General features: G+C 35.9%; 28 protein-coding genes and 2 pseudogenes. 16 read left to right on the top strand and 14 right to left on the bottom strand.

Translation table 11 applies throughout. The annotated features are described in order from the left end of the window. The first annotated feature begins 340 nt into the window (after positions 1-340). The 7 genes from HX13_RS22745 to HX13_RS04145 all read left to right on the top strand — a co-directional run bounded on the left by HX13_RS22745 (position 341) and on the right by HX13_RS04145 (position 2,788). Positions 341-505, top strand: a complete 165-nt coding sequence (locus HX13_RS22745; RefSeq protein WP_167336347.1) for a hypothetical protein — start codon at positions 341-343, stop codon at positions 503-505. A 6-nt stretch (positions 506-511) separates the two neighbouring features. Then, positions 512-868, top strand: a complete 357-nt coding sequence (locus HX13_RS04160) for a hypothetical protein (RefSeq protein ID WP_050020015.1) — start codon at positions 512-514, stop codon at positions 866-868. Between the two features lie 82 nt (positions 869-950). Next, positions 951-1,082: a hypothetical protein gene (locus tag HX13_RS25320; protein ID WP_262483483.1), complete on the top strand. Its 132-nt coding sequence runs from the start codon at positions 951-953 to the stop codon at positions 1,080-1,082. Positions 1,083-1,133: 51 nt separating this feature from the next. After that, positions 1,134-1,529, top strand: coding sequence for a hypothetical protein (locus HX13_RS04155; protein ID WP_050020455.1), 396 nt, complete (start codon positions 1,134-1,136; stop codon positions 1,527-1,529). 229 nt (positions 1,530-1,758) lie between these two features. Continuing rightward, the gene (locus HX13_RS04150) at positions 1,759-2,103 is read left to right on the top strand and encodes a hypothetical protein (protein ID WP_050020014.1); all 345 of its coding nucleotides are present in this window, start codon (positions 1,759-1,761) and stop codon (positions 2,101-2,103) included. Then, positions 2,093-2,269, top strand: coding sequence for a hypothetical protein (locus tag HX13_RS22410; protein WP_157837406.1), 177 nt, complete (start codon positions 2,093-2,095; stop codon positions 2,267-2,269). Before HX13_RS04150 ends, HX13_RS22410 begins: the two co-directional genes overlap by 11 nt. 336 nt (positions 2,270-2,605) lie before the next feature. Further along, the gene (locus HX13_RS04145; protein WP_128572185.1) at positions 2,606-2,788 is read left to right on the top strand and encodes a cupin domain-containing protein; all 183 of its coding nucleotides are present in this window, start codon (positions 2,606-2,608) and stop codon (positions 2,786-2,788) included. A 37-nt stretch (positions 2,789-2,825) separates the two neighbouring features. Here HX13_RS04145 and HX13_RS25945 read toward each other — a convergent pair whose 3' ends face one another. The 3 genes from HX13_RS25945 to HX13_RS04135 all read right to left on the bottom strand — a co-directional run bounded on the left by HX13_RS25945 (position 2,826) and on the right by HX13_RS04135 (position 4,594). Then, positions 2,826-3,560, bottom strand: coding sequence for a cytochrome-c peroxidase (locus HX13_RS25945; protein ID WP_316931236.1), 735 nt, complete (start codon positions 3,558-3,560; stop codon positions 2,826-2,828). Then, complete coding sequence (locus tag HX13_RS25940; RefSeq protein ID WP_316931235.1) at positions 3,442-3,969, bottom strand: cytochrome-c peroxidase; 528 nt, start codon at positions 3,967-3,969, stop codon at positions 3,442-3,444. Before HX13_RS25940 ends, HX13_RS25945 begins: the two co-directional genes overlap by 119 nt. A gap of 91 nt (positions 3,970-4,060) precedes the next feature. Beyond that, positions 4,061-4,594 (bottom strand): hypothetical protein, encoded by a 534-nt coding sequence (locus HX13_RS04135; RefSeq protein WP_050020454.1) that lies wholly within the window; start codon positions 4,592-4,594, stop codon positions 4,061-4,063. 233 nt (positions 4,595-4,827) lie between these two features. Here HX13_RS04135 and HX13_RS04130 point away from each other — a divergent pair, with 233 nt between their 5' ends. Further along, the gene (locus HX13_RS04130) at positions 4,828-6,783 is read left to right on the top strand and encodes a TonB-dependent receptor plug domain-containing protein (RefSeq protein ID WP_050020013.1); all 1,956 of its coding nucleotides are present in this window, start codon (positions 4,828-4,830) and stop codon (positions 6,781-6,783) included. Between the two features lie 89 nt (positions 6,784-6,872). Here HX13_RS04130 and HX13_RS04125 read toward each other — a convergent pair whose 3' ends face one another. From HX13_RS04125 to HX13_RS04105, 5 genes and pseudogenes are all read right to left on the bottom strand, one after another. Next, entirely contained in the window at positions 6,873-7,193 is a 321-nt protein-coding gene (locus HX13_RS04125) for a hypothetical protein (protein ID WP_050020012.1), read from the bottom strand. Further along, positions 7,171-7,722, bottom strand: coding sequence for a carboxypeptidase-like regulatory domain-containing protein (locus tag HX13_RS04120; protein WP_050020010.1), 552 nt, complete (start codon positions 7,720-7,722; stop codon positions 7,171-7,173). Before HX13_RS04120 ends, HX13_RS04125 begins: the two co-directional genes overlap by 23 nt. Positions 7,723-7,945: 223 nt before the next feature. Continuing rightward, positions 7,946-9,842: pseudogene (gene dnaK, locus HX13_RS04115) on the bottom strand (molecular chaperone DnaK). 198 nt (positions 9,843-10,040) lie between these two features. Further along, positions 10,041-10,745 (bottom strand): hypothetical protein, encoded by a 705-nt coding sequence (locus HX13_RS04110; RefSeq protein ID WP_050020009.1) that lies wholly within the window; start codon positions 10,743-10,745, stop codon positions 10,041-10,043. Between the two features lie 50 nt (positions 10,746-10,795). Beyond that, positions 10,796-11,338 carry a hypothetical protein gene (locus HX13_RS04105; RefSeq protein WP_050020453.1) on the bottom strand — a complete coding sequence of 181 codons (543 nt, stop codon included), beginning with the start codon at positions 11,336-11,338 and terminating at the stop codon, positions 10,796-10,798. 182 nt (positions 11,339-11,520) lie between these two features. Between HX13_RS04105 and ppk1 the strand changes: the two are divergent. The 5 genes and pseudogenes from ppk1 to HX13_RS04085 all read left to right on the top strand — a co-directional run bounded on the left by ppk1 (position 11,521) and on the right by HX13_RS04085 (position 15,846). Further along, a pseudogene (gene ppk1 / locus HX13_RS04100) lies at positions 11,521-13,622 on the top strand (polyphosphate kinase 1). Further along, positions 13,591-14,475, top strand: coding sequence for an exopolyphosphatase (locus HX13_RS04095; protein WP_050020008.1), 885 nt, complete (start codon positions 13,591-13,593; stop codon positions 14,473-14,475). Before ppk1 ends, HX13_RS04095 begins: the two are co-directional and overlap by 32 nt. A gap of 238 nt (positions 14,476-14,713) precedes the next feature. Further along, a complete protein-coding gene (locus HX13_RS04090) occupies positions 14,714-15,367 on the top strand; it encodes an NAD-dependent epimerase/dehydratase family protein (protein ID WP_050020007.1) in 654 nt (217 codons plus the stop codon). Beyond that, positions 15,364-15,513, top strand: a complete 150-nt coding sequence (locus tag HX13_RS22405) for a hypothetical protein (protein WP_156173207.1) — start codon at positions 15,364-15,366, stop codon at positions 15,511-15,513. The genes HX13_RS04090 and HX13_RS22405 overlap by 4 nt, the downstream gene beginning before the upstream one ends. A 138-nt stretch (positions 15,514-15,651) precedes the next feature. Continuing rightward, positions 15,652-15,846, top strand: coding sequence for a hypothetical protein (locus tag HX13_RS04085; RefSeq protein ID WP_050020006.1), 195 nt, complete (start codon positions 15,652-15,654; stop codon positions 15,844-15,846). Positions 15,847-15,878: 32 nt separating this feature from the next. On the opposite strand, the gene HX13_RS04080 is transcribed toward HX13_RS04085, so the two are convergent. Next, a complete protein-coding gene (locus tag HX13_RS04080) occupies positions 15,879-16,127 on the bottom strand; it encodes a NifU family protein (protein WP_050020005.1) in 249 nt (82 codons plus the stop codon). Between the two features lie 49 nt (positions 16,128-16,176). Continuing rightward, positions 16,177-17,283, bottom strand: coding sequence for an Mrp/NBP35 family ATP-binding protein (locus HX13_RS04075; protein WP_050020004.1), 1,107 nt, complete (start codon positions 17,281-17,283; stop codon positions 16,177-16,179). A gap of 152 nt (positions 17,284-17,435) precedes the next feature. Here HX13_RS04075 and HX13_RS04070 point away from each other — a divergent pair, with 152 nt between their 5' ends. Continuing rightward, positions 17,436-17,891, top strand: coding sequence for a hypothetical protein (locus HX13_RS04070; protein ID WP_050020452.1), 456 nt, complete (start codon positions 17,436-17,438; stop codon positions 17,889-17,891). Between the two features lie 345 nt (positions 17,892-18,236). Here the strand turns inward: HX13_RS04070 and HX13_RS04065 are convergent, their stop codons facing one another. The 3 genes from HX13_RS04065 to HX13_RS22400 form a co-directional block, all read right to left on the bottom strand. Next, positions 18,237-20,180 carry an outer membrane beta-barrel family protein gene (locus tag HX13_RS04065; protein ID WP_050020003.1) on the bottom strand — a complete coding sequence of 648 codons (1,944 nt, stop codon included), beginning with the start codon at positions 20,178-20,180 and terminating at the stop codon, positions 18,237-18,239. A gap of 116 nt (positions 20,181-20,296) precedes the next feature. After that, positions 20,297-20,473 (bottom strand): hypothetical protein, encoded by a 177-nt coding sequence (locus HX13_RS21855; RefSeq protein WP_157837405.1) that lies wholly within the window; start codon positions 20,471-20,473, stop codon positions 20,297-20,299. A gap of 299 nt (positions 20,474-20,772) precedes the next feature. After that, positions 20,773-20,940 (bottom strand): hypothetical protein, encoded by a 168-nt coding sequence (locus HX13_RS22400; RefSeq protein ID WP_156173211.1) that lies wholly within the window; start codon positions 20,938-20,940, stop codon positions 20,773-20,775. Positions 20,941-20,989: 49 nt separating this feature from the next. Between HX13_RS22400 and HX13_RS22740 the strand changes: the two genes are divergently transcribed. Both HX13_RS22740 and HX13_RS04055 read left to right on the top strand, forming a co-directional pair. Further along, positions 20,990-21,277, top strand: coding sequence for a hypothetical protein (locus tag HX13_RS22740; protein WP_050020002.1), 288 nt, complete (start codon positions 20,990-20,992; stop codon positions 21,275-21,277). Beyond that, positions 21,225-21,827, top strand: a complete 603-nt coding sequence (locus HX13_RS04055) for a discoidin domain-containing protein (protein ID WP_050020001.1) — start codon at positions 21,225-21,227, stop codon at positions 21,825-21,827. Before HX13_RS22740 ends, HX13_RS04055 begins: the two co-directional genes overlap by 53 nt. A gap of 115 nt (positions 21,828-21,942) precedes the next feature. On the opposite strand, the gene HX13_RS04050 is transcribed toward HX13_RS04055, so the two are convergent. After that, positions 21,943-22,665: a phytanoyl-CoA dioxygenase family protein gene (locus tag HX13_RS04050; protein ID WP_050020000.1), complete on the bottom strand. Its 723-nt coding sequence runs from the start codon at positions 22,663-22,665 to the stop codon at positions 21,943-21,945. Between the last annotated feature and the right edge of the window lie 5 nt (positions 22,666-22,670).

The raw sequence follows: 22,670 nt of genomic DNA, 5'->3' as shown, positions 1-22,670 counted from the left end.
GATCAATAACTTAAGTGTTATAATTCTTTTGTGGTTCATCAAAAAGGTTCCTAATCTTTATGTTAAAATCTTATTGGGAGTTCCTTCAAAATAGACGCAAAGAAATATAATTCATTGTAAGTGAGCAAAGAATGGAAACAATGAATTGTTTCTTCTGAAGCATACCTTACTACCTCTTCATATTTCATATTCATTTTGATAAAATCCTTATCATTTTGAAATGCTTTTTCCAATTAAAACCATTATCAAAAAGTATAAAAATAATTGAATATCAATATATTAAACAACAATCAAATTCAAAGGTATACCATTGGCATCATCATTTTCAAAACATAAAAAAATGGACTTGAAGACATTGAACCGCATAGACAAATTAGGAAGATTAAAAAGCAGAGGTCCACAAACCCCAAAATGGCTGAAACCTTATCATCTTCTCTTTATCGCCTTTTTAATCATCTTCCTATTTGGAGCCTTCATCAAACTGTTGGAACAAAACCATATTTAATATACTATGAACTATTTACAAGCCGTACAGGAAATCACAGAAGTGGTTCCCGATTTTGAAAATGAAGTAAAAAACATTACAATTCAAAACTCGTACAGTATCATCCGGACTTTTACGGACCGTATTAAAAATATGATCCGCCAGAATGACAGGAATCTTCTGTTCAGAAGTTTACAAAAAATGGACAAAATTTATACTGACGGAGACCCTGTATTAAAGAATGCAATTGAAAATACTTTTATCTGTTCACTGGACAATTGTACCGTATTTTGCAGTAAAGAATACAGGAAAATGATTTTCAGCCATATTTCTGATAATCTCAGGAACACCTATTCAAGACAAATTTACAGTCATGGCATATAAACGTTTTGTTACATTTTTCACCCGTTTCATTACAAAGTGTTTAAATTAAACAAAATTAAAAATAACTCACAATCAATAGATTATGAAAACGAAAATCAGAAGAATTTCAGACTGGAAAACATGGAAAAACACGACTAACAGGCATAATACAGAGGTGTTACTTATTCATCTCGCCGTGATTGCCGGTGTATTTATTTTTGCAGCCTGTCTGTAAATTTTGGTATACATTTCGCTGCAATAAAAAGTGTTTGAAAAATTCTTAATTATGATGAAAGTACAAATGCAAACTATTAATCAAAAAATAGCTGTTGAATACTTAAAATTTTTCTATCCGCCACTTCGCAATGAAATCACGCAGCTGTCTGTTCAGGACAATTTTGCGGGTGTCATACAGGCTACCATTAATTATCTGAAAGACCTGCTGCAGGAATCCAAGATCAATATTATTGCCCATCATATCAAACTGATGGACTGGATCTACAGAAATGGGAATTCCTATGTAAGAACCGTGATTGAAAATCTCTTTGTAAGATCTTTTGAAAGTTTTAAAAAACATGCCAAGATCCAACATTGGAAACTTCTTTACCAGTATATGCCTGTAAGCTTTCAGATTATTTATAATGAACAGCAGAAACAGGATCAGATGTACTTTGGGAAATAATTTAAAAACAAAAGGCGAAAAGGTAATTAAATTTACCTTTCGCCTTTTTTACTTTTCCGCCTTTGCTGTATTACAGGCAGCTTTCACTTTATTCTATTTCACTATTACGTGCAAAACCCCTATTTTTGTAAAAAAGTACCGATGAAATACCCATTTTATGCTGCGTTGATATCACTGTCGCTGATCTCATGTGGAAATAATGACAATGTGATTGAAGATCCGAGACCGATTGAAAAAGAGGTGTACCAATTTTGATTTCAAAAGTTATGCAGTAAAGGAAACTATTCTTTATACAGGGACATCCGGGAGTAAGACTCTTCCTCAGGAATCTTTCTTGAGCAGTTACTGGAGTACCTATCAGCAACCGGCATGGAAGAGAATTGTTCTTGATCTTAAAAACAGCTCTATACAAATGATTGCCGGAAATTCTGCTGATGCGGTCTATAATATCAGAATCAGCAACGATTCCGTATTGATTAATGATAAAGCTTCGAAGAGTAGGTATATAGGTGATTTTAATAAAAAAGAGCTCCACTTTTACTTTAAAGAGAACATTGCAGTACATGAAACGTGAACCGAGAGATAACGGTAATGGCCTTACAGTTGTTCAGAACGTATCTTTCGGTATGACACAATATGACAATATGTTTGGAATCCTGTTTACCACTCCTTCTGAAATGATAAAATCGGGAGATCAGGTTTTATGGAGTAATATTGAATATTATTATAAAGCTTTATAATATAGCTTTACATAAGATTCAAAATTAAATTCTTGATATTCCATTCAAAAAAGGCTGTTTTTTTATTTAATATAATTTCATTTTCAAGAGCTTAATTTTAAATATAACAATTTCTCAAATTATAATAAAAAAGCAACGACTTATAAAATCGTTGCTTTCTTAATAAGATATTAATATCAAATAACAATCTTGTACATGTATACTTTGATCATGTGAATTGTAACAAGCTGCTCCATCTGAATAGCTAATACATCGAGTACACGAGTCTACAGCAACAGAGCCACCATTTGAACAAGATGCCCCACAAGACACCATACCTCCAAGCAATATTTTTTAATTGCCCTCAATCATCCTGCCGGAGAGGAGCTATTTATTATGGAAGGTGATGCTGCTATTGCCGGAGCCCGGCTTGAAAAAGGAGATTACTTGTATACTCCGCCAAATTTTAAGCATTCTGTAAAATCTGAGCACGGCTGTATCATTCTTTTTGTAGTACCGGAAGAAGTGGAAATTCTTTAAGACGATTATAAAACCACAGTAAAAGTTACTGTGGTTTTTATGACTTAGGTAACACCGGAGGGGGCATTTTGTATTTGTAACTGTTTAAGGTCTTTAAAAAGGCTACAATATCAAAAACTTCCTCATCCGTTAAATTAAGCCTTTCAATCATTGCAGATTTATGAGGAAACTTTGGATCGTTGATCTGGTGTCCTTCCGGTATTTCTTGACCCATTCCTGCATTATACATCATGATAACATTAGCCAGTTCAGGAAAAAGCCCGTTATGCATATACGGCTTGTTTCCAGACACTTCCCTGAGTGTCGGTGTTTTAAACCTTCCCACATCTTCATTTTTTTGGGTAACCAGATACCTGCCAAGGTCTTGATACTTTTTGCCGTAATGGGTAAGACCCAAATTGTGGAATTTCTGATCAGAGAAGTAGGGTGTGTTATGGCAATTTATGCAATTGGCCTTGGTACGGAACAAATGAAGGCCGTTCAATTCGGAGTCTGTCAAGGCATCTTTTTTCCCGGAAACCAGTTGATCAAATTGCGAGGGCGGACTTTTCAAAGAACGTTCAAAGGTGGCTATTGCTTTGGTAATCTTTTCTTCAGTCACTTCTTCGTTTCCGAAAGCTTTCACAAAAAAAGGTTTATATCCTTTAATATCCTTAATATTTTTCGTTGCCAATGACATGTGAAAATTCATCTCTACAGGATTTTCTATGGGTCCTTTTACCTGCTCTTCCAGTGTTGCAGCACGTCCGTCCCAGAAAAAAAGTTCTGGCATATCCAATATTGACTATAGTAGGAGCATTTCTGGTGCCGGTTTGCCGGCCATGGCCAAAAGAAACACGATTTCCGTCAGACCAGCCGGTTTCCGGATTATGGCAGCTGGCACAGGAAATCTTTCCGCTTCCGGACAATCTCGGATCAAAAAACAACATTTTTCCAAGCTCCATTTTATTTTCGGAATAAGGATTATCATCAGGAAATTTCATTTCAGGTAAAGGACCTATATCCTGAAAACCTTCTTTAGCTTCATTAAATAAGTGTGGTGCCGGCCATTTGGACGGGTCTCCACTGCTATATAAATCACGAAGTTCTTCCATTGTATATCCTGTAGGATCATTAGAAGTATAACTCAGTAAACATACGATTCCGGCAATAGCCAGAAGAGCCAGATATCTGTCTTTCATTTGTTTTTAACCTGCTTTTGCTGATCTTTCATAATCAGCTAAATTATGTTTTAATTATCAAAAATGATCTTATCCAGATTATCGCTTCCATTTAATACGCTTTACTCCCCGAAATGGTAAGGGCATGTTTAGTCTTTATCGAAGGGCAGCATCTCCCGTCATCTTCAGCATACTCCAGTTTTTCTACAATGATTTTTCCATTTTTGATAGTATCGAAGGCAAACAGGTAATCCGGTTCATATCCGGCGATCACCTTCACTTTATGTCCATCATTTTTATATAATGATAATCCCTGTCCTATCAGAGCATTTCCACCTTCAGGTGCAATATTCCAGTAAATCGCTACATCTTCTATCCCATCCCCGGTAAAATCCCCAACATGAGGATCCTGAAGATCAATGACTCCATCATAAGTCTTAAGAATTTTGGGTAAATAGGCATCAAATTGTTTCATTGCCAACTTTACAGCTTCTTCTTTAGAAATCCTGCCCTGGGAAGATTCTGATTCTCTTTCTTTGGATAAAGCTTTTTCTTCTTTCAGCTCATCTTTTTGATGTTCTTTGCTGCCAGAATTGTTACAACTCGCCAATACTGCCAGACCTATTATACCGATAACCTTTTTCATATATTTTGTATTTCCGAGGATAAAATTGAAGGGATAAATATACATCAATATGATAAAATCAGGCAATTAAAAAGCCGGTAAACATTGAGATTAAACGTTTTTTTATACAAAAAAGTGAGTAAAAATCAAGCTTATATAAACATCACATATATGAATTCTTAATTTTAAGCAAATTTTAAGTCCTTTTGAAAAAAAGAGTTTTGAATAATTTTAATTTTACACAAAATTATCCAATGAAAAAGCTCATCTTGCCTATTGCCCTGGCAAGCACTGTACCGGCATTTGGCCAACAGAAAACGGACACTCTTAAAACTCAGGAAAATGCCATTGAGGAAGTTACTATTATTGCTTCTACCCGAACTACGCAAAAGGCAGAAAATTCGCCGCAAAAAGTAGAAATATTAGGAAAAGAAGAAATGGCTGAGGAAAGCGGGATTAAACCTGCAGGTATCGGAAGTCTCATTGGTGATATCAGCGGAGTTCAGATCCAGCAAAGCAGTGCGGTATCAGGAAACTCTAATGTCAGGATCCAGGGTCTTGATGGTCGTTACACCCAGGTATTGCGCGACGGAATGCCTCTGTTTGACGGATTCAGCGGCGGATTAGGTTTACTGAACATTCCTCCTCTTGATTTACAGCAGATCGAATTAATAAAAGGATCAGCTTCCACATTATATGGTGGTGGGGCTATTGGTGGACTGGTTAACATGATTTCAAGAAAACCGGCTGCAAAACAGGAATTGACTGCTCTTGTCAACTACTCTACTCTTGATGAAAAAAATCTTAATTTCTTCGCTTCAAAAAGGCACCATTGGATCGGCTATACATTCTTTGGCGGTGTTACTCATCAAAATGCAAAGGATGTGGATAAAGACGGCTTTTCGGATGTACCACAGGTACGTTCCTTAGTAATTCATCCCAAACTGTTTTTTTATCCATCTGAAAACGCCGTTATCAGCCTGGGCTGGAGTGGAAGTTTTGATAAAAATGTAGGTGGTGATATGCAGGTTATTAAAGAAAATTCTGATAATATCCATCAATATTTTGAACAAAATAAGCTGCAAAGAAATACCTATGAAATATTGTACCAGCAAAAACTGAATGACGATTCTAAAATTGAGTTTAAAAACAGTTTAAGCAATTTCAACAGGAAGTTCAGCAGCAATGATAATTTTCTGAACGCTAAACAAAACAGCTATTTTTCAGAGCTTACTTACATCCGGCCTATGAAAAATATGAATTGGGTGCTGGGTGCTGATTTTCAGGGAAGCAAATTTGTTCCTCAAAACTTTATGTATTTCCAGGTTCCGCAATTTGAGAACAACAGTTTTGGGCTTTTTCTGCAGAATACGCTGAAATTTAATAAAATGACTGTAGAAACCGGACTTCGTAATGATTTCACCAACAATTACGGAAGCTTCTTTCTGCCAAGTATTGCAGCTATTTATCACTTTGACAGCCATTGGGCAGCAAGAGGAGGAATCGGGCTGGGATACAAAGTACCCAATGCTCTAGCACCACAAATGATAGATTATTCCCTGGAAAATATCCGTCCAATTGATATGAAAAATACCCGGGCTGAAAAATCTGTGGGCTACAATCTGGAATTTAATTATAAAAAGAAACTGGACAATGGGGATGCACTGTTTATCAATCAGGCCTTCTTTTTAACCTATATCAACCGTCCGGTTATAGGGCATACTGATCAGAATAACCAGGTTTTCTTTATCAACGAAGCTTCTCCCGTTGTATCGAAAGGATTTGATACCTATATCAAAGGAGATATTGATGAGTGGGAGTTTTATATAGGCTACACTTTCACGATGGCAAAATATACGTTTCTTCAGGATAACCAGTTCATTCCACTTACACCGAAACACAGATTTGCCATGACTACGATAAAGGAACTTGAAGACGGATGGAAAATTGGAGTGGAGGCTTCTTTTACAGGGCAGCAATACAGGATGGATTATACCAAAACACCTTCTTACCTGTTTATGGCAGCGATGGTTTCTAAAGAGATCGGAAATCATATTACTGTTGTTCTCAATTGTGAGAACCTTTTAGACTACAGACAAAGCCGTAAAGAAGCATTGTATACGGGAAATATCAGTAACCCTACCTTTAATCCGCTATGGGCTCCTATAGACGGAAGGGTGGTTAATCTTTCTTTAAAATGGAAATTGTAATCCAGGTTCTCAACAGACAAAACAGCAGAATACAAGTAGAAAAAGCTTATAGCTCCGGCAATTAAAAATACATTTCTATATCTAGTATATTATGTTGCAGGCCGTTTTTCTTTTTCAATCCTTACATCAATATTAATGGCCGGGCTTCCTGCCGTTATTTTTTCCCAATTGCTGTAAAAAGTTCTTTCAAAAACAGTTCTCAATAATGCCGCACTAAAGCCAAAATCACCTTTAAACCCACTCATAACCTGTACAGAGACATAAAAATCTTCTTTATCAACCCAAACAGAATAATTATTTAGGTCAAAAGTAAATGTCCCGTCTATAATTTTATCTTCCGTTATTTCTGTGGTAAGGTTTTCCAAAAGAATAGACTCTGCAGGTTGTTTATTTTTTATTAGAGTAAACATTGAAATTGAGAACTATAGGCTTATCGGTTTTAAACTTTGCTATATTAAGATGGATTTTCTCAATTTTCAACCTTTTTTTATTTGAAAATGGGATTGCAAATTCCCTATAAACTGCCTGATTAGAACCATTCGAGCTAAACCCGTAAAGCATTTTTTTTGCTTTTGATTTGACTCCAATATTTTTACTTTCAAAAGTTTTTGGGCTTATTTTTAATTCAGCAATTTCGTTGACTTTTTCTTTAAGAATAATAGTATGATTGTTTGAATTGATAAAATCTTTGACAATTTGTTCAAAAGAAAGATAACCTCCTAACTGAACGATTATTTTCTTAGATGTATCAATATTGGATAAGTCAATGCTGTAATTTCCATTTTCATCTGTAAGTGCTCCCCTGTTTTCATTTTCAATTCCAATTCTCGCATAAGGAATCACTTGATTATTTTCTTTAGAAATAATTTTTCCAGAAATAATCTGAGAATTTGCAAAACTGAATAGTAATAAAGAAAAAAAGATAAACTTTATTTTCATATGTATATTTTTATGCCCAATTCTCAAATATACTATTTATTATCAGTTTTCATTAGCCACCTTATAATTAAAAAAAATGCCTGAGCAATTATAAAAAGCCTTCTATGAACCTGGCAGACGACACCAATAAAAACATAAGGTCAGGATATCAAAAACAAAATCGCCTTAGATAGCTATCTAAGGCGATTTCTTATATATTTTATTAACTGTTGTTAGTCAATAATTACTTTACTTCTTCGAAGTCTGCATCCTGTACATCATCGGCACCTCCTGCATTGTTACCTCCAGGGTTCTGTGCTCCTGCTCCTTCAGCTTGCTGGCCTGCTGCATACAATTCTTCTGAAGCTGCCATCCATGCTGCATCTAAAGCTTCTGTTTTAGCTTTTACATCATCAGCATTCTTAGCTTCGAAAGCGGTTTTCAATTCTCCGTGAGCTGCTTCAATTGCTGCTTTTTTATCTGCAGAAAGTTTATCACCGAATTCTTTCAATTGTTTTTCAGTCTGGAAGATCAATCCGTCTGCTTTATTGAAGATTTCAACTTCTTCTTTTCTTTTGGCATCTGCTGCAGAGTTTTCCTGAGCTTCTTTTTTCATTCTTTCGATTTCTTCGTCAGAAAGACCTGAAGAAGCCTGGATTTTGATAGACTGCTCTTTACCGGTTCCTTTATCTTTAGCCGATACGCTCAGGATACCGTTAGCATCAATATCGAAGGTTACTTCAATCTGAGGAACTCCCCTTGGTGCCGGTGGAATATCTGTAAGATCGAATCTACCGATTTCTTTGTTGTCGTTGAACATTGGTCTTTCTCCTTGTCCTACCCTGATGCTTACAGCCGGCTGGTTGTCTGAAGCAGTAGAGAATACTTCAGATTTCTTAGTTGGGATTGTAGTGTTCGCTTCAATTAATTTAGTGAATACAGAACCCATAGTTTCAATACCTAAAGAAAGTGGGGTAACGTCAAGAAGTAATACATCTTTCACATCTCCTGTTAATACACCTCCCTGAATTGCAGCTCCTACTGCTACTACCTCATCAGGATTAACTCCTTTAGAAGGCTTTTTACCGAAGAATTTTTCTACTTCTTCCTGGATGATCGGGATTCTTGTAGAACCACCTACCAGAATTACCTCATCAATATCAGAAGTTGATAAGCCTGCATCCTGAAGAGCTTTTTTACAAGGCTCCATGGATCTTCTTACAAGATCAGCAGAAAGTTGCTCGAATTTAGCTTTGGTTAAGGTCTTTACTAAGTGTTTAGGACCTGTAGCTGTAGCCGTAATATAAGGTAAGTTGATTTCTGTCTGAGGAGAAGAAGATAATTCGATTTTTGCTTTTTCAGCTGCTTCTTTCAATCTTTGAAGAGCAATAGCATCTGCTTTTAAGTCTACTCCTTCTTCAGCTTTGAATTCATCTGCCATCCAGTTAATGATCACATCATCAAAATCATCACCTCCTAAGTGGGTATCACCGTTTGTAGACAATACTTCGAATACACCATCACCCAGATCAAGGATGGAAATATCAAAAGTACCACCCCCAAGGTCATACACTGCAATTTTTTTGATCTTTATGGTTTTTATCAAGACCATATGCCAATGCTGCAGCAGTAGGCTCATTGATAATTCTTTCTACTTTAAGTCCTGCAATTTCTCCAGCCTCTTTAGTAGCTTGTCTTTGTGCATCATTGAAGTAGGCAGGAACAGTAATTACCGCTCTTGTTACCTCCTGTCCAAGATAATCTTCAGCTGTTTTCTTCATTTTCTGAAGAATCATTGCAGAAATTTCCTGTGGTGTATATTCTCTATCGTCGATTTTTACTTTTACAGTATCATTAGGACCTTTTACAACTTCGTAAGGTACTCTTGCAATCTCACTTCCATCATCTTTAAAATGAGTACCGATAAATCTTTTGATTGAGTATACAGTTTTCTTTGGATTCGTTACAGCCTGTCTTTTTGCAGGATCACCTACTTTTCTCTCACCATCTTCTGTGAAAGCTACAATAGAAGGAGTTGTTCTTTTACCTTCTGCGTTAGGGATAACAACAGGGTCTTTTCCCTCCATCACAGCAACACAAGAGTTGGTTGTTCCTAAGTCAATTCCAATTATTTTACTCATAATATTTTATATTTTTTCTATTTTTAATTTATTTTACACTCTCAATTTCTCAATATCTATACCATTCAAAGATTTGTGACAAAATGACAGTACAAAAATAAAAACCCCTGTATAGCGAGGTTTTTGGAATTATAATCAGGAAAAAACTTCTTTTTTTGAAGACCGGATGTGTCAGTTTGTTTACAGATCCCGTATGCTTTATTTGCTTTCCTTTAAAACCTGTATCAGGAAATATCCTAAATCCCTGTCTACCGGAAATATTCTGCCCGTATTGAATACTATGGACGCTCCATTGCTGCCAAATCCTGCTCCATCCACGCCTAAGCCTGAAAAACTATAAAATTTATTAAACTGTTCAGGTTTCCATTTTACCCATATAGACATTCCCGTAATGCCTCCTTTGGTTATTTTTACTTCTTCATTTTCTTTCAATACCACTTTTACAAGCGCATTATTTTTCACTTCTCTCTTTTCTCCGTTTATTTTAAAATTTGAAGCACTGTTCTCTTTTGTAGAAGGATCCCCAAAAATATAAATCACATTTTTTTCAAGAGATCCGCTCACTTTATCTATTTCAGTTTCTTCAATAGAATAAGTATCCAATACAAGTTCAGAATCATTCTGCTGGCCTCCTTCTTTATAGCTGACAATATGATAGGCATTGGCCCCTTTCCTTTCTGCCTCTTCTGCAATGGCCGTAAACAAATGTCCGATATACGTATCCGGATAATAGGCTCTATATCGTCCTACAAAAGCTGACTGATATTCTTCCGTTTCCTTGAGCGGAATCATAAAGTCTTTCGGGCTAAGATTTTCTTTTTTACCTTTTTCTATAACCTCTACATATTGTCCGTATCCTGAAAATGATAATAATAATGTATATACTAGAATAATTTTTTTCATTTTATTTTTTTTAGATTCAGATCATTTTAATAAACATCTTACCGGGAAGCTTACCAGTCTGCCTTATATTGTTTCCAATTTTCAGGGATTTTTTCCGATTTCTGGTAGACATAGCAGACATATTCTGATGGAGGAATTAAAAAATTATCGTGAAGGATATACAATTTGTCACCTTCTACCTTAGCGCTATAGGTTCCTTTAAAAACACGACCGCCCTGATCAGCTTCCTGGGTATCAATTTTCAGTTTTCCATTTTTAAGATAAATGACGCCGCGCATCCCCGTTTTTTCCGGATCCGGTTCATCCATTTTAAAACTTAAAAATCTCATGCGTCCGTTATCATAAAATTGAATTCTCCGGTCTACATCCTTTCCGATATCTCTTATTTTACTGTAATTTTTATCAGCCATATAATAGTCTATTTTCTGATAAAAATAATCTGTATGAATATCGTTATATATTGACCGATCGAACCTTTTACTATTTTTATATTTTTTGGTCAATACTTTTCTGCCATCTTCCAGTTTTCTCGTCTGGGCACAGGCCTGGACAAAAATGACACAACATAGTAGTAAGAAACTGTTTTTTATCATGGTATAAGTTTTATCTATTAAAAATACAAAAAAAGCCCTGATTTTCAATCACATTCCAAAAACAGCCATATTACAACCATAGAAATATCCACGGTCTTTTAAAATTAATCAAAGTTTAATCTTATAAATAGGGATAGAAACTTTCTGAATTATTAATTTTGATAAAATATATACATTTAAGAATGTCATTACACTTTAATCCACGAGATATTACATGGCTGGCCTTTAATGAAAGGGTTTTACAGGAAGCCATGGATGAAAAAGTCCCTTTACATTTAAGAATACGCTTTCTCGGAATTTTTTCCAATAATCTGGATGAGTTTTTCAGGGTACGTGTTGCCGGATTAAAGCGTGCTATGGATTTTAAAGAAAAAGTAATCGCTGAGTCATTTTATCAGCCGCCTTCCAAAATCTTGCAGCGCATCAATGAAATTGTGATGAAACAACAGCTGAATTTCGATAAAACCTGGAAAAAAATCCAGGCTGAGATGGCTGACCATAAAGTATTCATTAAAAATTCCAGGAATTTATCAGCGAAGCAAAAAGACTTTGTCAGAAAATATTTTGATGAAGTAGTGGAATCCAATGTTATTCCTATTCTGCTTCATGAAAATACGCCAATGCCTTATTTAAGGGATAAAAGTCTTTATCTGGGTGTGGCCATGAGAAAAAAAGACTGGCAGTATTCCAGTAATTATGCCATTATTGAAATTCCTTCCCGCTTTGTAGGGAGGTTTGTATTACTTCCTACTGAAGATCCGGAGGAGAAAAATGTAATGCTGCTGGAAGATGTCATCACTTTTAATCTGCCACATATTTTCTCTTACTTCGGATATGATGATTTTGCAGCTAACGCTTTCAAGGTAACCAAAGATGCAGAGCTGGATCTGGACAATGATATCCGTACCAATTTTTGCCGAAAAAATAGAAAAAGGCCTTAAAAACCGGAGAAAAGGAAAACCGACCCGCTTTGTATTTGATAAAGATATGGATAAAGCTCTTCTGGAGCTTCTTATCAGAAAGCTGAACCTGACTAAAAAAAGACAGCATTATTCCGGGAGGGAAAATTCATAATTTCAAGCATTTTATGGATTTCCCGGAGGTTTTCGAAGCTTATGAAAGGCCTGTAGAAAGAACTTCTTTCACACACCAGGCATTTGAACATGGGGAAAGAGTGACTGACGTTATTTTAAAGGAGGATGTACTGCTGACCTTCCCCTATCACAAATACAATCCTGTAATTGATCTTCTCCGGGAAGCTGCCATGGATCCGGATGTAAAATCCATACAAATAACAGCGTACCGCCTGGCAAGTAATTCTAAAATCATTAATGCATTGATTTATGCCGCAAGAAATGGTAAAGAAGTTACTGTCATGCTGGAACTTCAGGCAAGATTTGATGAAGAATCCAACCTCGAGTGGAAAGAAATGCTGGAACCTGAAGGAATTACGGTATTGGTAGGCCTTCCCAACAAAAAAGTACATGCCAAGCTTTGTGTTATTAAAAAGAGGGCCCACAGCAAGACCATTCAATATGGATTTGTAAGCACCGGAAATTTCAACGAAAAGACAGCAAGAATATACGGGGATCATTTGCTACTGACTTCTGACCGTGGCATTATGGCAGACATCAATAAGGTATTCAATGTCCTGAAAAAACCAAAAGACGATTATCTTCCGGTGTTGAAAACATGCAAAAATTTATGGGTATGTCCTCAATTTATGCGTGAAAAAATTGTTCATCACATCGATAAAGAAATTGAAGAAGCCAAAGCCGGAAGAAAAGCGGAAATTATTGTCAAAGTAAATTCTTTAAGCGACAGGTCATTGATTGAAAAATTGTATGACGCTGCCAAAGCAGGAGTGGTCATCAAACTGATTGTAAGAGGAATTTATTGTGCTGTTAATCAAAAGGATTTTAAAGAAAAAATCAAAGCTATAAGTATTGTGGATGAATACCTGGAACACGCCAGAGTTATGTATTTCTATAATAAAGGATCTGAAGACATGTATATATCTTCCGCTGACTGGATGACCAGGAACCTTGATTACAGAATTGAAGCTGCCGCAAAAATTACCGATAAAAACCTTAAAAAAGAACTGAAAGACATTCTTGATATTCAGCTCAGAGATAATGTAAAGGCAAGAATTTTAGACAAAAAGCTGAGTAATGAATACATAAGAAATGATAAAAAAGAGTGTCGATCCCAAATAGAAACCTATATATATTTAAAAGCCAAAACCCACCGAAATGAAGATAGCAGCGATAGACATAGGAAGTAACGCAGCCCGGCTTCTTATTAATGAAGTAAAAATAAATAACAAAAAACCGGAATTCATTAAACTAAACCTTCTGAGAATCCCCCTGAGGCTGGGAATGGATGTTTTCACCATTGGGAAAATAGGAAGCGAAAGAGAAAAAATGGTGATCGATTCCATGAAAATATTCAGTGATCTGATGAAAATCTACAAGGTAGACCATTACAGAGCCTGTGCCACAAGTGCCATGCGGGATGCCATCAATGGAAATGACATCATTAAACAGGTTCAGGAGACTTCGGGGATCAATATAGAAATCATTTCCGGGGATGAAGAGGCTACTTTGATCTATGAAAACCATGTAGCAGAAGGACTTGACAAGGAATTTGCATACCTTTACATTGATGTGGGAGGCGGATCTACCGAACTTACTTTCTATGAGAACGGCAAAATGGTGTATGAAAAATCATTCAATATAGGAACCATCCGTTTACTGAATAACCTGGTTACAACGGATAACTGGCAAGAAATGAAAGATGAGGTCAAAAAGAATATTGTCAGTAAAAAGCCGATTGTAGCTATTGGTTCCGGAGGAAATATCAATAAGGTATTCTCTATGAGCAAAACCAAAGACGGAAAACCAATGACTCTTTCTCATCTTAAAAAAGTTTACAAAGAATTCAATGAGCTTTCAGTAGAAGAAAGAATGACCAAATACAGCCTCAGGGAGGATAGAGCTGATGTATTGGTGCATGCTCTGAGCATCTTCAATAATATCATGTCCTGGTCTGACATCAACAGGATCTTTGTTCCTAAAATTTCTGTAGCCGACGGCTTGATTCAGAATATCTACAGCCAGTTACAGCATAAAAAATAACTTTAATAATTCAAGCCCGGGCAAATCTTTGTCCGGGTTTTATTCTGCGAACAGATTGCGCTTACTCCCCCATTAACCCATCAGGAAGATAGGGTCAGTATTTGAGTTTTAGTAACAAGATCTTTTATCTTTTATCTTTTATCTTTTATCTTTTATCTTTTATCTTTTATCAAAAAAATTACAATAATTTAAAGTAAAAACTCTTCGCCGGTCGTCATACGAGTATCAAAATACAACTATGAACTCAATCAAAATAATGATTACAGGGGCCACGGGAATGGTGGGAGAAGGTGTTTTAATGGAATGCCTTGAGAATCCCGATGTCTCTGAAATTTTAAGTATAAGCAGAAGACCTTCCGGCAAGAACCATCCCAAACTTAAGGAATACCTTGTTCCTGACTTTGCATCTATCAATATCAATGATGAAAAGCTAAAAGGGTATGATGCCTGCTTTTTCTGTGCCGGAATCAGCAGTATAGGCATGAACGAAGAAGACTATACAAAAATTACCTATGATATGACCCTGCATGTAGCAAAAGCTATGCTGAACCAAAATCCCGGAATGGTTTTCAATTATATTTCCGGGGCAGGCACAGACAGTACGGAAAGTGGAAAAATGATGTGGGCCAGGGTTAAAGGCAGAACAGAGAATGCCTTAAAAAAGATGAATTTTAAGGGAGTCTACAATTTCCGACCCGGATTTATGAAACCTGTTGACGGTCAATTGAATATAAAATGGTTTTTCAAACCTTTTATTTATCTTTTTCCTATTTTTTTACCGTCAAAATTATTAACTTTACACGAAGTAGGTAGAGCTATGATCAATGCCACACAAAAAGGATATCCTACATCTACTTTAGAAATTAGAGACATTAAAAATTTAGCGATATGAGAGATATGGTAAAAAGAATTGTTCTGGTTATTTTTGTACTCTTGCTTCTGACTGCCGTTTCAGGATTTTTCTATATGCAGAAACATCCTCTGGAAGGGAATAAGTCCGGGAAGATTTTAAATTTTTCAGGTAAACATGCTCAATAATAAACTCAAACTTTTTTTATCTGTATCGTATTTTATTTTTTTTCTTAAAAAGAACCTGTTTTTTAAACATTTCTTAATTCCATTAAAATAGTTGTCAAACATAAGTTCATTTTTGTATTCATCTCGTTGAAATAAAAAATGATTAACAGCTACCGGCTAAAAAGGTCTGTCATCTGCCTAGATTTTGTAAACGGTACCGGACAGTATTTCAGCAACGACAAACATGGTCCTACTCTACAGATAGGACCTCCTTTATTCCTTATCAGACGGGAAACCACAGGAGATTCTTTTCTGCACGAATCTACCAATAAAAAAACAGGTATCCATAAATGAACACCTGTTTTAAAATATATCAGATATAATTTTTACTCTACATTGATGACTCTTTCAATTTCCGGGGCATGTTGCTTGATGGTATTTTCAACCCCCAACTTCAGGGTTGAAAAATTCAGTGAACATCCGGAACAGTTACCCAAAAGTTTTACAAAAACCTGATTATCTTTCACGTCAATAAGCTCTATATCACCTCCATCTTTATTCAAAAACGGCCTGATGCTTTCCAGAGCTTCCATTACTCTTGTTACTGTATCTTCGTGCGTTATATTTGTTTCCATATTTTTTCAGTTCAATTCGGTTTTTTTCAAAATTAATTGAAAATCTTTATTATTTTGCCTTTGGCGAGCATCCTGCCATCGTCGTAATTTTCACAGCTTCAGTAGGAGGCAGGTTTTTATTTCTTTCAACTAAGCTCTCCACCATTCTTCTGGCCGTTTCAGTATAGATTTCTTCAATCTTGGAACCTTCCTGCAATGCTGCCGGTCTTCCTACATCTCCTGCTTCCCTGATACTCTGGATCAAAGGAATCTCTCCCAGTACCGGAATTCCTAAATCTTCCGCCAGATATTGTGCGCCCTGATTCCCGAAGATATAATATTTATTTTCAGGGAGTTCTTCCGGAGTAAAATACGCCATATTTTCTATTAATCCAAGCACCGGAATATTAATGCTTTCCATCTGGAACATCGCGATACCTTTTCTTACATCTGCCAGGGCAACATGCTGAGGGGTACTTACAATCACCGCTCCTGTTACAGGAACTTCCTGAATAATAGACAAATGAATATCTCCCGTTCCCGGAGGAAGGTCTATTAATAAGAAATCCAATTCTCCCCAGGCTGCATCTCTGATCATCTGGTTCAAAGCTTTTGAAGCCATAGGACCTCTCCAGACTACCGCCTGATTGGCCCCGGAAAAATATCCTATTGAAAGCATTTTCACACCATAATTTTCGATAGGCTTCATTAAATTTTTCCCATTCACTTCTACAGAAATTGGTTTTTCTCCTTCTGTATCGAACATGGTAGGAACAGATGGTCCATAAATATCGGCATCCAATAATCCTACTTTAAAACCCATTTTAGCCAATGTCACTGCCATATTTGCAGAAACCGTAGATTTACCTACCCCTCCTTTTCCGGAAGCTATGGCAATAATATTCTGAATACCGGGAATTTGTTTCCCTTTAATCTGACTTTGCTGAATTTCGCTAGGTTCCGGAGAAACGATTTTAAGTTTTAAATGAACATTTTCTCCAAACTCACTGGCAAAAGCCTGTTTCATTGCTGCCTCCAGCTTTTTCTTTTCGTGCATAGCAGGCGAATGAGCTGTCATGTCAATATATACATCATTGCCCATGATCTGAAGATTATTCACCAAGTCGTCTACTTCTATTTCTTTAAGGAAATCCTGAACCTTTTCTTTCGTCAACATACTAAATATAAATTGTTCACAAATTTACGGATTTTTTTAATAATTTAGAATCAATAAAATCTATAACCTCAGGTGATAAATCAGATCATTAAAAAATTTTGTTTATCCTGTTTTTTCATCATGAGGAATCGCCCATCACCAAAACAAAATCTATGAAAACTACTGCTTACCCATCTAAATATGCATTGCCAAAAGAAATATTCACTGTAGGGAAGACCAGATTCAAATGGTATGATCTGGCTCAAGATCCTGCTGAAGTTTCTTCACAAGACATTCAAAATGCTAAAATGTGTATTGAAAACGCCAATGAAAACTTTCAGAATATTGAAGATCTTGGATTCGTCATTATGCATAGATGTGGTGAAAACTACCTTCTGTTAATCTGTACCTGGCGAAGTGAAAATGAATTATGGGAAAGTGTTTATTATGACGGAACCGGAAAATTCGAGATCTGGGACAGAAATAAAACCCACCTCCCTACGTACTGCGTTTGGGAAATGGGCATTGTTTACCATGAATCTCAGGCATGGAAAAAATACCTGGGAACTACAAGGCAGGAGAATCATAAGGTGGAATATCTTAATGACTTGTTTGAGGGTGAAGTGTAGAAGTAAGGAAGTCGGAAGTTATGTTCAACCTTTCAATTAACCAGATGACTATAAAAATGTTACATAATTTGCATTATATTTTTTAAACGCAAAGCTTTTTATTTAGATTATGTATTATTTGTAAGGGAGCTGAGACAACGACTTTGTCGCTGATGAAGCTATGTCGTCATGCGCTCGCTTGGAAAGAATCAATGAAATTGATTCCACTCTTTGCTTCCTCAAAATATTACAGTTATACTGTAAGATCTTTGCGTCAAATTTAATAAACATAATTATCATAAATTACCTTCCTCTGATTACTCTTATTAAGCGTTTACAATTAATCATGATTTCCATCTTTTCATATTAATTCGCTCTGTTCTTTTCATCAAAATTGACATTGCGATTCGTTCCTTTTACCTTTTTATTCCCGAATGAATAAGTTGCAGATACAGTAAGCCTTCTCGCATCGTAATAATTATTAAAATAGTGAGAGCCGGTAGTATAAAATATTTCCCCTTTACTTCTTGATTGCTTAAAGATATCCGACACAATGACATTAACCTGGAGATTTTTATCCATCAGACTCATCTTTACTCCTGCTGTAAAATTTCCTACAAAATCCCAACGAATATTTCCTGAATTAGAAGGTAGGCGGAACCAGTAATTGGCAATAAGCTGAACCGTTTTCTTTTCATTAAGTGAGATATTATTCTGAATGTCAAAATCATATCCATATCCTTTTTTAGAAGAAGCATCAGTAGTAAAAACTCTCATATCCATATAAGATAAATCTGCAGAGTAATTAGCTTCCCAACGTTTAAAAAAGGTGTCTGAATAATTTATGGTTGCACCTATACTGTTTTGATTGTAATAATTAAAAAAAGTACTTGTTCTGCTTTCTCCGGATAAACTAGCCAGCTGCCCAAAACCATCCAATGTTCTCTGGAAATACAATGTAGTGGATAATTTCCCTTTATACACATGGGAAAATTCAAAATTATGGTTGATAGAAGGCTGCAAAAAAGGATTCCCTGTAAAATAAGAGTTTACATTAATATACCAGCGATAAGGATTGATTGCACGAAATCCGGGCCTGTTGATCCTTTTGGAATAATTGAGGCTGAAAGTATTGCTTTCATCACTTTTGTACATCACATAAGCGATTGGGAAAAATTTCCCGTAGGAACTTTCCGATTGCTGTCCGGAAGTCAGGGAATTTCCGTTGACTGTAGAATATTCATAGCGAAGTCCTGCTTTTGCTGACCATTTTTCATTAAATGATTTTTCGAGACTGAAATAAGCAGCATAATTTTTTTCATTGTACTTAAACTCATTACTCTTCAAAGCATCGGTCACATAGTTTCCATTTTCAAGATTCTGATAAAAAATACTGGAATTATTATCAAAATTAGTAAACTTTACCCCCGCTTCAGTCTTTGCAAACTCATAAGGAAAGGTAAGATCTGCCTGTCCTGAATAAATTTTATAATCTACGACCGATGGTGATCGTACAATAAATTCATCTCCGGAATTTTCTATAGTTGCAAAATCAATAGTGGTCTTGGGAAGATTTGAAAAATAATTTCCTGTAATACTTAATTTATTATCCTGTTTTCCAAATGTAATGTCATAATAAGCACTGATGGTCTGCTGGATTGATTTTCCTCTGTGTTCTGCATCAGTAAACAAAGTATTGGTATACTGATCATGCTGAAAATAATCCGAAGTATTTTCAATATCCATATTGGAATGTCCGAATCCATAATCATAGATAAAACCTGCATTGGATTTCTTTCCTAACTGATAGTCAACGCTCAGATTCGCTCCAAGGCCGTCTCCAAAATCCCTTCTGTCATCATGACTTTTAAGTCCCTCTATTCCTGTCATCCTATAATTTTCAAAAGAATGCTTTTCATATTTACTTTGTCTTAATTTCAAAGAAGAACGCAGTTTTTCATTCTGATAATTGATGGTAGCACTATTAGAAAACCCGGAATAGGTCTGCTGCTGAAAACTGGTAGTAAGACTTCCGTTCCAACCCAAATTTTGATTTTTCTTCAGAATAATATTAATAAGGCCGCTGTTTCCCTGAGCCTCGTATTTTGAAGGTGGAGCAGTAATCACTTCAATTTTTTCAATATTTTCGGATCTTAAACTCTTGAGATAAGTAACAAGTTCTGTTGAGGAAAGGTTTAATACCCTGTCATTGATCATCACTGATACTCCACTTTTTCCTGCAATAGAAACTCCGGCATTTTCATCTACTTTCACTAATGGTGTTGTAGCAAGCGCATCTGCACCATCCATTCCCTGAGAAGCTACAGAATTGGAAACATTAAAAACCAGCCTGTCTGCCTTTCTTTCAATCAGTTTTTTTTCTGGCCGTGAGGGTTACTCCTTCAATTTGCTTTTCCTTTTTCTCTTCAATAAAAAAAATCCTGTTTCACGTCACCTTGTATAGCAATGTCCATAACAGAAACTTCAGTTCCGTCCTGTATCAGTTTAATATTATAATTCCCGTTCTCGGAAAGCTTCATTGAGTAATTTCCTTGTTCATCAGAAATGGCAGTCTGCTTTTTCTGATCCTTTACAGCGATCACTTCAACATAGGAAACAGCCTTCCCGGTTTGAGTAATTTTCCCTGTGATCGTTTGAGAAAAAAAGTGCTGCCGGTAACAGAATAACTGCTGAAAGTAAAATCTTCTTCATGTAGTTTGATAATCATAGTTTTATATAAGACAAGTGGTAAATGGTTTTTATTACAAGAAGAGCAAGGAAAATGGAGGCTGGAAGATGGGAGTTATTGAAGCCGACAGGCAAATAATATTTTTTTAACCAGATTTTACCAACCTTGCAATTAATTACAATCCACAGACTGTAAGCTATGCATAACCCAACACTACTTCCAGCCTCCCTCTCCCGGCTTCCAGTCCAATAAAGAAAAACTATATTTAAACTTATCAGTTAAATACAATCTACTCACTACCATTTCTCCATAACCCAACAGTACTTCCAGCTTCCTTCTTCCGGCTTCCAGCCTCACCATTTCAATTTCACACCCTTTCATTTCCTATTTGGTACTGTACTTGATTTACTCATCCATTATAATATAAAACATGAAAAAAGGACTGCTTGCATTGTCTTTACTGCTTATCCAGATTCTGAATGCTCAACATCATTCTCAACCTGCGGATTCTTTGAAAGGAACCGAAATTCTGACACCTACTTCTCAGGAGGCCGTTGCTTCCCCAATCATTAAAGCAGACAGAATTTTTGATTTTTCTACCAAAGTTGAGATCACTTCACAGAACCCAGGTGACAAAATCTATTATATGACTTTGGATGCAGGTGATGTCAATAAAAAAAAAGAAATTTACAGCCTACAAGAAGCCTTTCATCATTAGCAGAACGACACAGATTCAAGCTTATACAGAAAGGAAAAGAAAAAAAAGCTCAATAGCAACAGCTAATTTCAACAGAAGACCCAATTATTGGGAGATCACTACCCTTTCAAAAGTTACTCCTCAATATGCAGCTACCGGAAAATTTGCATTAATCGACGGAATAAGAGGTGATTTAGATTGGAAAAAAGGAGAATGGCAGGGATATCTGGGGCAGAATTTTGAAGCGGTAATTGACTTTCAGTCCCCTTTGCAAATCACTCAAATTACGTCTACTTATCTTCAGGATAGCAAAGCCTTGATCCTGATGCCTAAAAAAGTGGAATATTATGCTTCTATGAACGGAAAAGATTTCTTTCTATTAGATAAAATCGACAATAATCTTGATCCTAAAGATGAAAAAGTACAGACCAAGGATTTTACCACTGAAATTCTTCCTACCGAAGCAAGGTATCTTAAAGTAAAGGCTTATTATTTCGGAAAACATCCGGGATGGCATCAGAAAACCGGTGGTGAAACCTTTATTTTTGTGGATGAAATTTCTGTCAGATAAAAAGTAAATCATTGATTATAAAAAAAATTCGCAAAGGAACTTCGCTCAGCAAAAATACTATCATAGCTGAGTAAAACGCCTTTGCGAACAAAGAATATTAGTACAATAAAATTTCTTAAATCATTCTTTCTGCCCATTGCAGGACTTCCGGAAGTTCTTTATCTGAAAATTCGATATGGATCACTCTTCTTTTCTTTCCATTGGTTGTTCTGTTTGAACCATGTAATGTAAGAGGTTTCATAAGCATTACCCCTCCTTTTTCTACTTTACAGATTTCTTCAGTCTCTACCGTCCAGTCTATTGTTTCGGGTCTGTAAATTCCTTTAGCATGAGATTCGGGAACCACTTTTAAAGCTCCGTTATTTTCATCTGTCTCATCCAGATGGATTCTGATCGTATAGATGTTTTCTAAAATATCTAATGGCGGTTGTACAGCAAATTGATTCTGCTTCGTAGTCCAGGGGCCAAAACCGGATAATTCAAATTTTTTATCTACAGAAATCGTCAGATCCTGATGATAGGCAACATACCAGTTAGAGGTTTCCGGCTTATCAAAATAGATACTTTTTACTACAAAATACCGGTCACCAAAGATCTCTGTAATGATTGTTTTAATATTATCATTGAAGATGAGGTTTTTAATTTCCGGAACTTCTTTTAAAAACTGTCTGATTGCAAATAGATCTTCAGACTTCCTGAAATTTTCTTTTGAAGTATCGATGTTATCCAGAACATGGATAATCTGAGCAACTTCTTCCTCAGAAAACACTGCATTAATAACTGAAAAGCCATATTTTTCAATATGGCTTTTGTATGATGATAAGTCTGTTAAACTCATAAATT

Source organism: Chryseobacterium sp. P1-3, assembly GCF_000738495.1.
Classification (GTDB): domain Bacteria; phylum Bacteroidota; class Bacteroidia; order Flavobacteriales; family Weeksellaceae; genus Chryseobacterium; species Chryseobacterium gallinarum.
Note: the sequence above shows the minus strand (reverse complement) of the source record. Positions and strands in the feature narration are given on the sequence as shown.

Excerpts from the sequence above, each read along its gene's own strand:
- HX13_RS04130 (WP_050020013.1), top strand. The coding sequence starts at position 4,828 with ATGAAAAAGCTCATCTTGCCTATTGCCCTGGCAAGCACTGTACCGGCA.
- HX13_RS04080 (WP_050020005.1), bottom strand. The coding sequence starts at position 16,127 with ATGGAAACAAATATAACGCACGAAGATACAGTAACAAGAGTAATGGAA.
- HX13_RS22400 (WP_156173211.1), bottom strand. The coding sequence starts at position 20,940 with ATGAAAGGGTGTGAAATTGAAATGGTGAGGCTGGAAGCCGGAAGAAGG.
- HX13_RS04120 (WP_050020010.1), bottom strand. The coding sequence starts at position 7,722 with ATGAAAATAAAGTTTATCTTTTTTTCTTTATTACTATTCAGTTTTGCA.
- HX13_RS22745 (WP_167336347.1), top strand. The coding sequence starts at position 341 with ATGGACTTGAAGACATTGAACCGCATAGACAAATTAGGAAGATTAAAA.
- HX13_RS04065 (WP_050020003.1), bottom strand. The coding sequence starts at position 20,180 with ATGGATGGTGCAGATGCGCTTGCTACAACACCATTAGTGAAAGTAGAT.
- HX13_RS04090 (WP_050020007.1), top strand. The coding sequence starts at position 14,714 with ATGAACTCAATCAAAATAATGATTACAGGGGCCACGGGAATGGTGGGA.
- HX13_RS04160 (WP_050020015.1), top strand. The coding sequence starts at position 512 with ATGAACTATTTACAAGCCGTACAGGAAATCACAGAAGTGGTTCCCGAT.
- HX13_RS04070 (WP_050020452.1), top strand. The coding sequence starts at position 17,436 with ATGAAAACTACTGCTTACCCATCTAAATATGCATTGCCAAAAGAAATA.
- HX13_RS25320 (WP_262483483.1), top strand. The coding sequence starts at position 951 with ATGAAAACGAAAATCAGAAGAATTTCAGACTGGAAAACATGGAAAAAC.
- HX13_RS04110 (WP_050020009.1), bottom strand. The coding sequence starts at position 10,745 with ATGAAAAAAATTATTCTAGTATATACATTATTATTATCATTTTCAGGA.
- HX13_RS22405 (WP_156173207.1), top strand. The coding sequence starts at position 15,364 with ATGAGAGATATGGTAAAAAGAATTGTTCTGGTTATTTTTGTACTCTTG.
- HX13_RS04095 (WP_050020008.1), top strand. The coding sequence starts at position 13,591 with ATGAAGATAGCAGCGATAGACATAGGAAGTAACGCAGCCCGGCTTCTT.
- HX13_RS04125 (WP_050020012.1), bottom strand. The coding sequence starts at position 7,193 with ATGTTTACTCTAATAAAAAATAAACAACCTGCAGAGTCTATTCTTTTG.
- HX13_RS25940 (WP_316931235.1), bottom strand. The coding sequence starts at position 3,969 with ATGAAAGACAGATATCTGGCTCTTCTGGCTATTGCCGGAATCGTATGT.
- HX13_RS04075 (WP_050020004.1), bottom strand. The coding sequence starts at position 17,283 with ATGTTGACGAAAGAAAAGGTTCAGGATTTCCTTAAAGAAATAGAAGTA.
- HX13_RS22410 (WP_157837406.1), top strand. The coding sequence starts at position 2,093 with ATGAAACGTGAACCGAGAGATAACGGTAATGGCCTTACAGTTGTTCAG.
- HX13_RS04085 (WP_050020006.1), top strand. The coding sequence starts at position 15,652 with ATGATTAACAGCTACCGGCTAAAAAGGTCTGTCATCTGCCTAGATTTT.
- HX13_RS04105 (WP_050020453.1), bottom strand. The coding sequence starts at position 11,338 with ATGATAAAAAACAGTTTCTTACTACTATGTTGTGTCATTTTTGTCCAG.
- HX13_RS22740 (WP_050020002.1), top strand. The coding sequence starts at position 20,990 with ATGAAAAAAGGACTGCTTGCATTGTCTTTACTGCTTATCCAGATTCTG.
- HX13_RS04155 (WP_050020455.1), top strand. The coding sequence starts at position 1,134 with ATGATGAAAGTACAAATGCAAACTATTAATCAAAAAATAGCTGTTGAA.
- HX13_RS25945 (WP_316931236.1), bottom strand. The coding sequence starts at position 3,560 with ATGCCAGAACTTTTTTTCTGGGACGGACGTGCTGCAACACTGGAAGAG.
- HX13_RS04135 (WP_050020454.1), bottom strand. The coding sequence starts at position 4,594 with ATGAAAAAGGTTATCGGTATAATAGGTCTGGCAGTATTGGCGAGTTGT.
- HX13_RS04050 (WP_050020000.1), bottom strand. The coding sequence starts at position 22,665 with ATGAGTTTAACAGACTTATCATCATACAAAAGCCATATTGAAAAATAT.
- HX13_RS04055 (WP_050020001.1), top strand. The coding sequence starts at position 21,225 with ATGTCAATAAAAAAAAAGAAATTTACAGCCTACAAGAAGCCTTTCATC.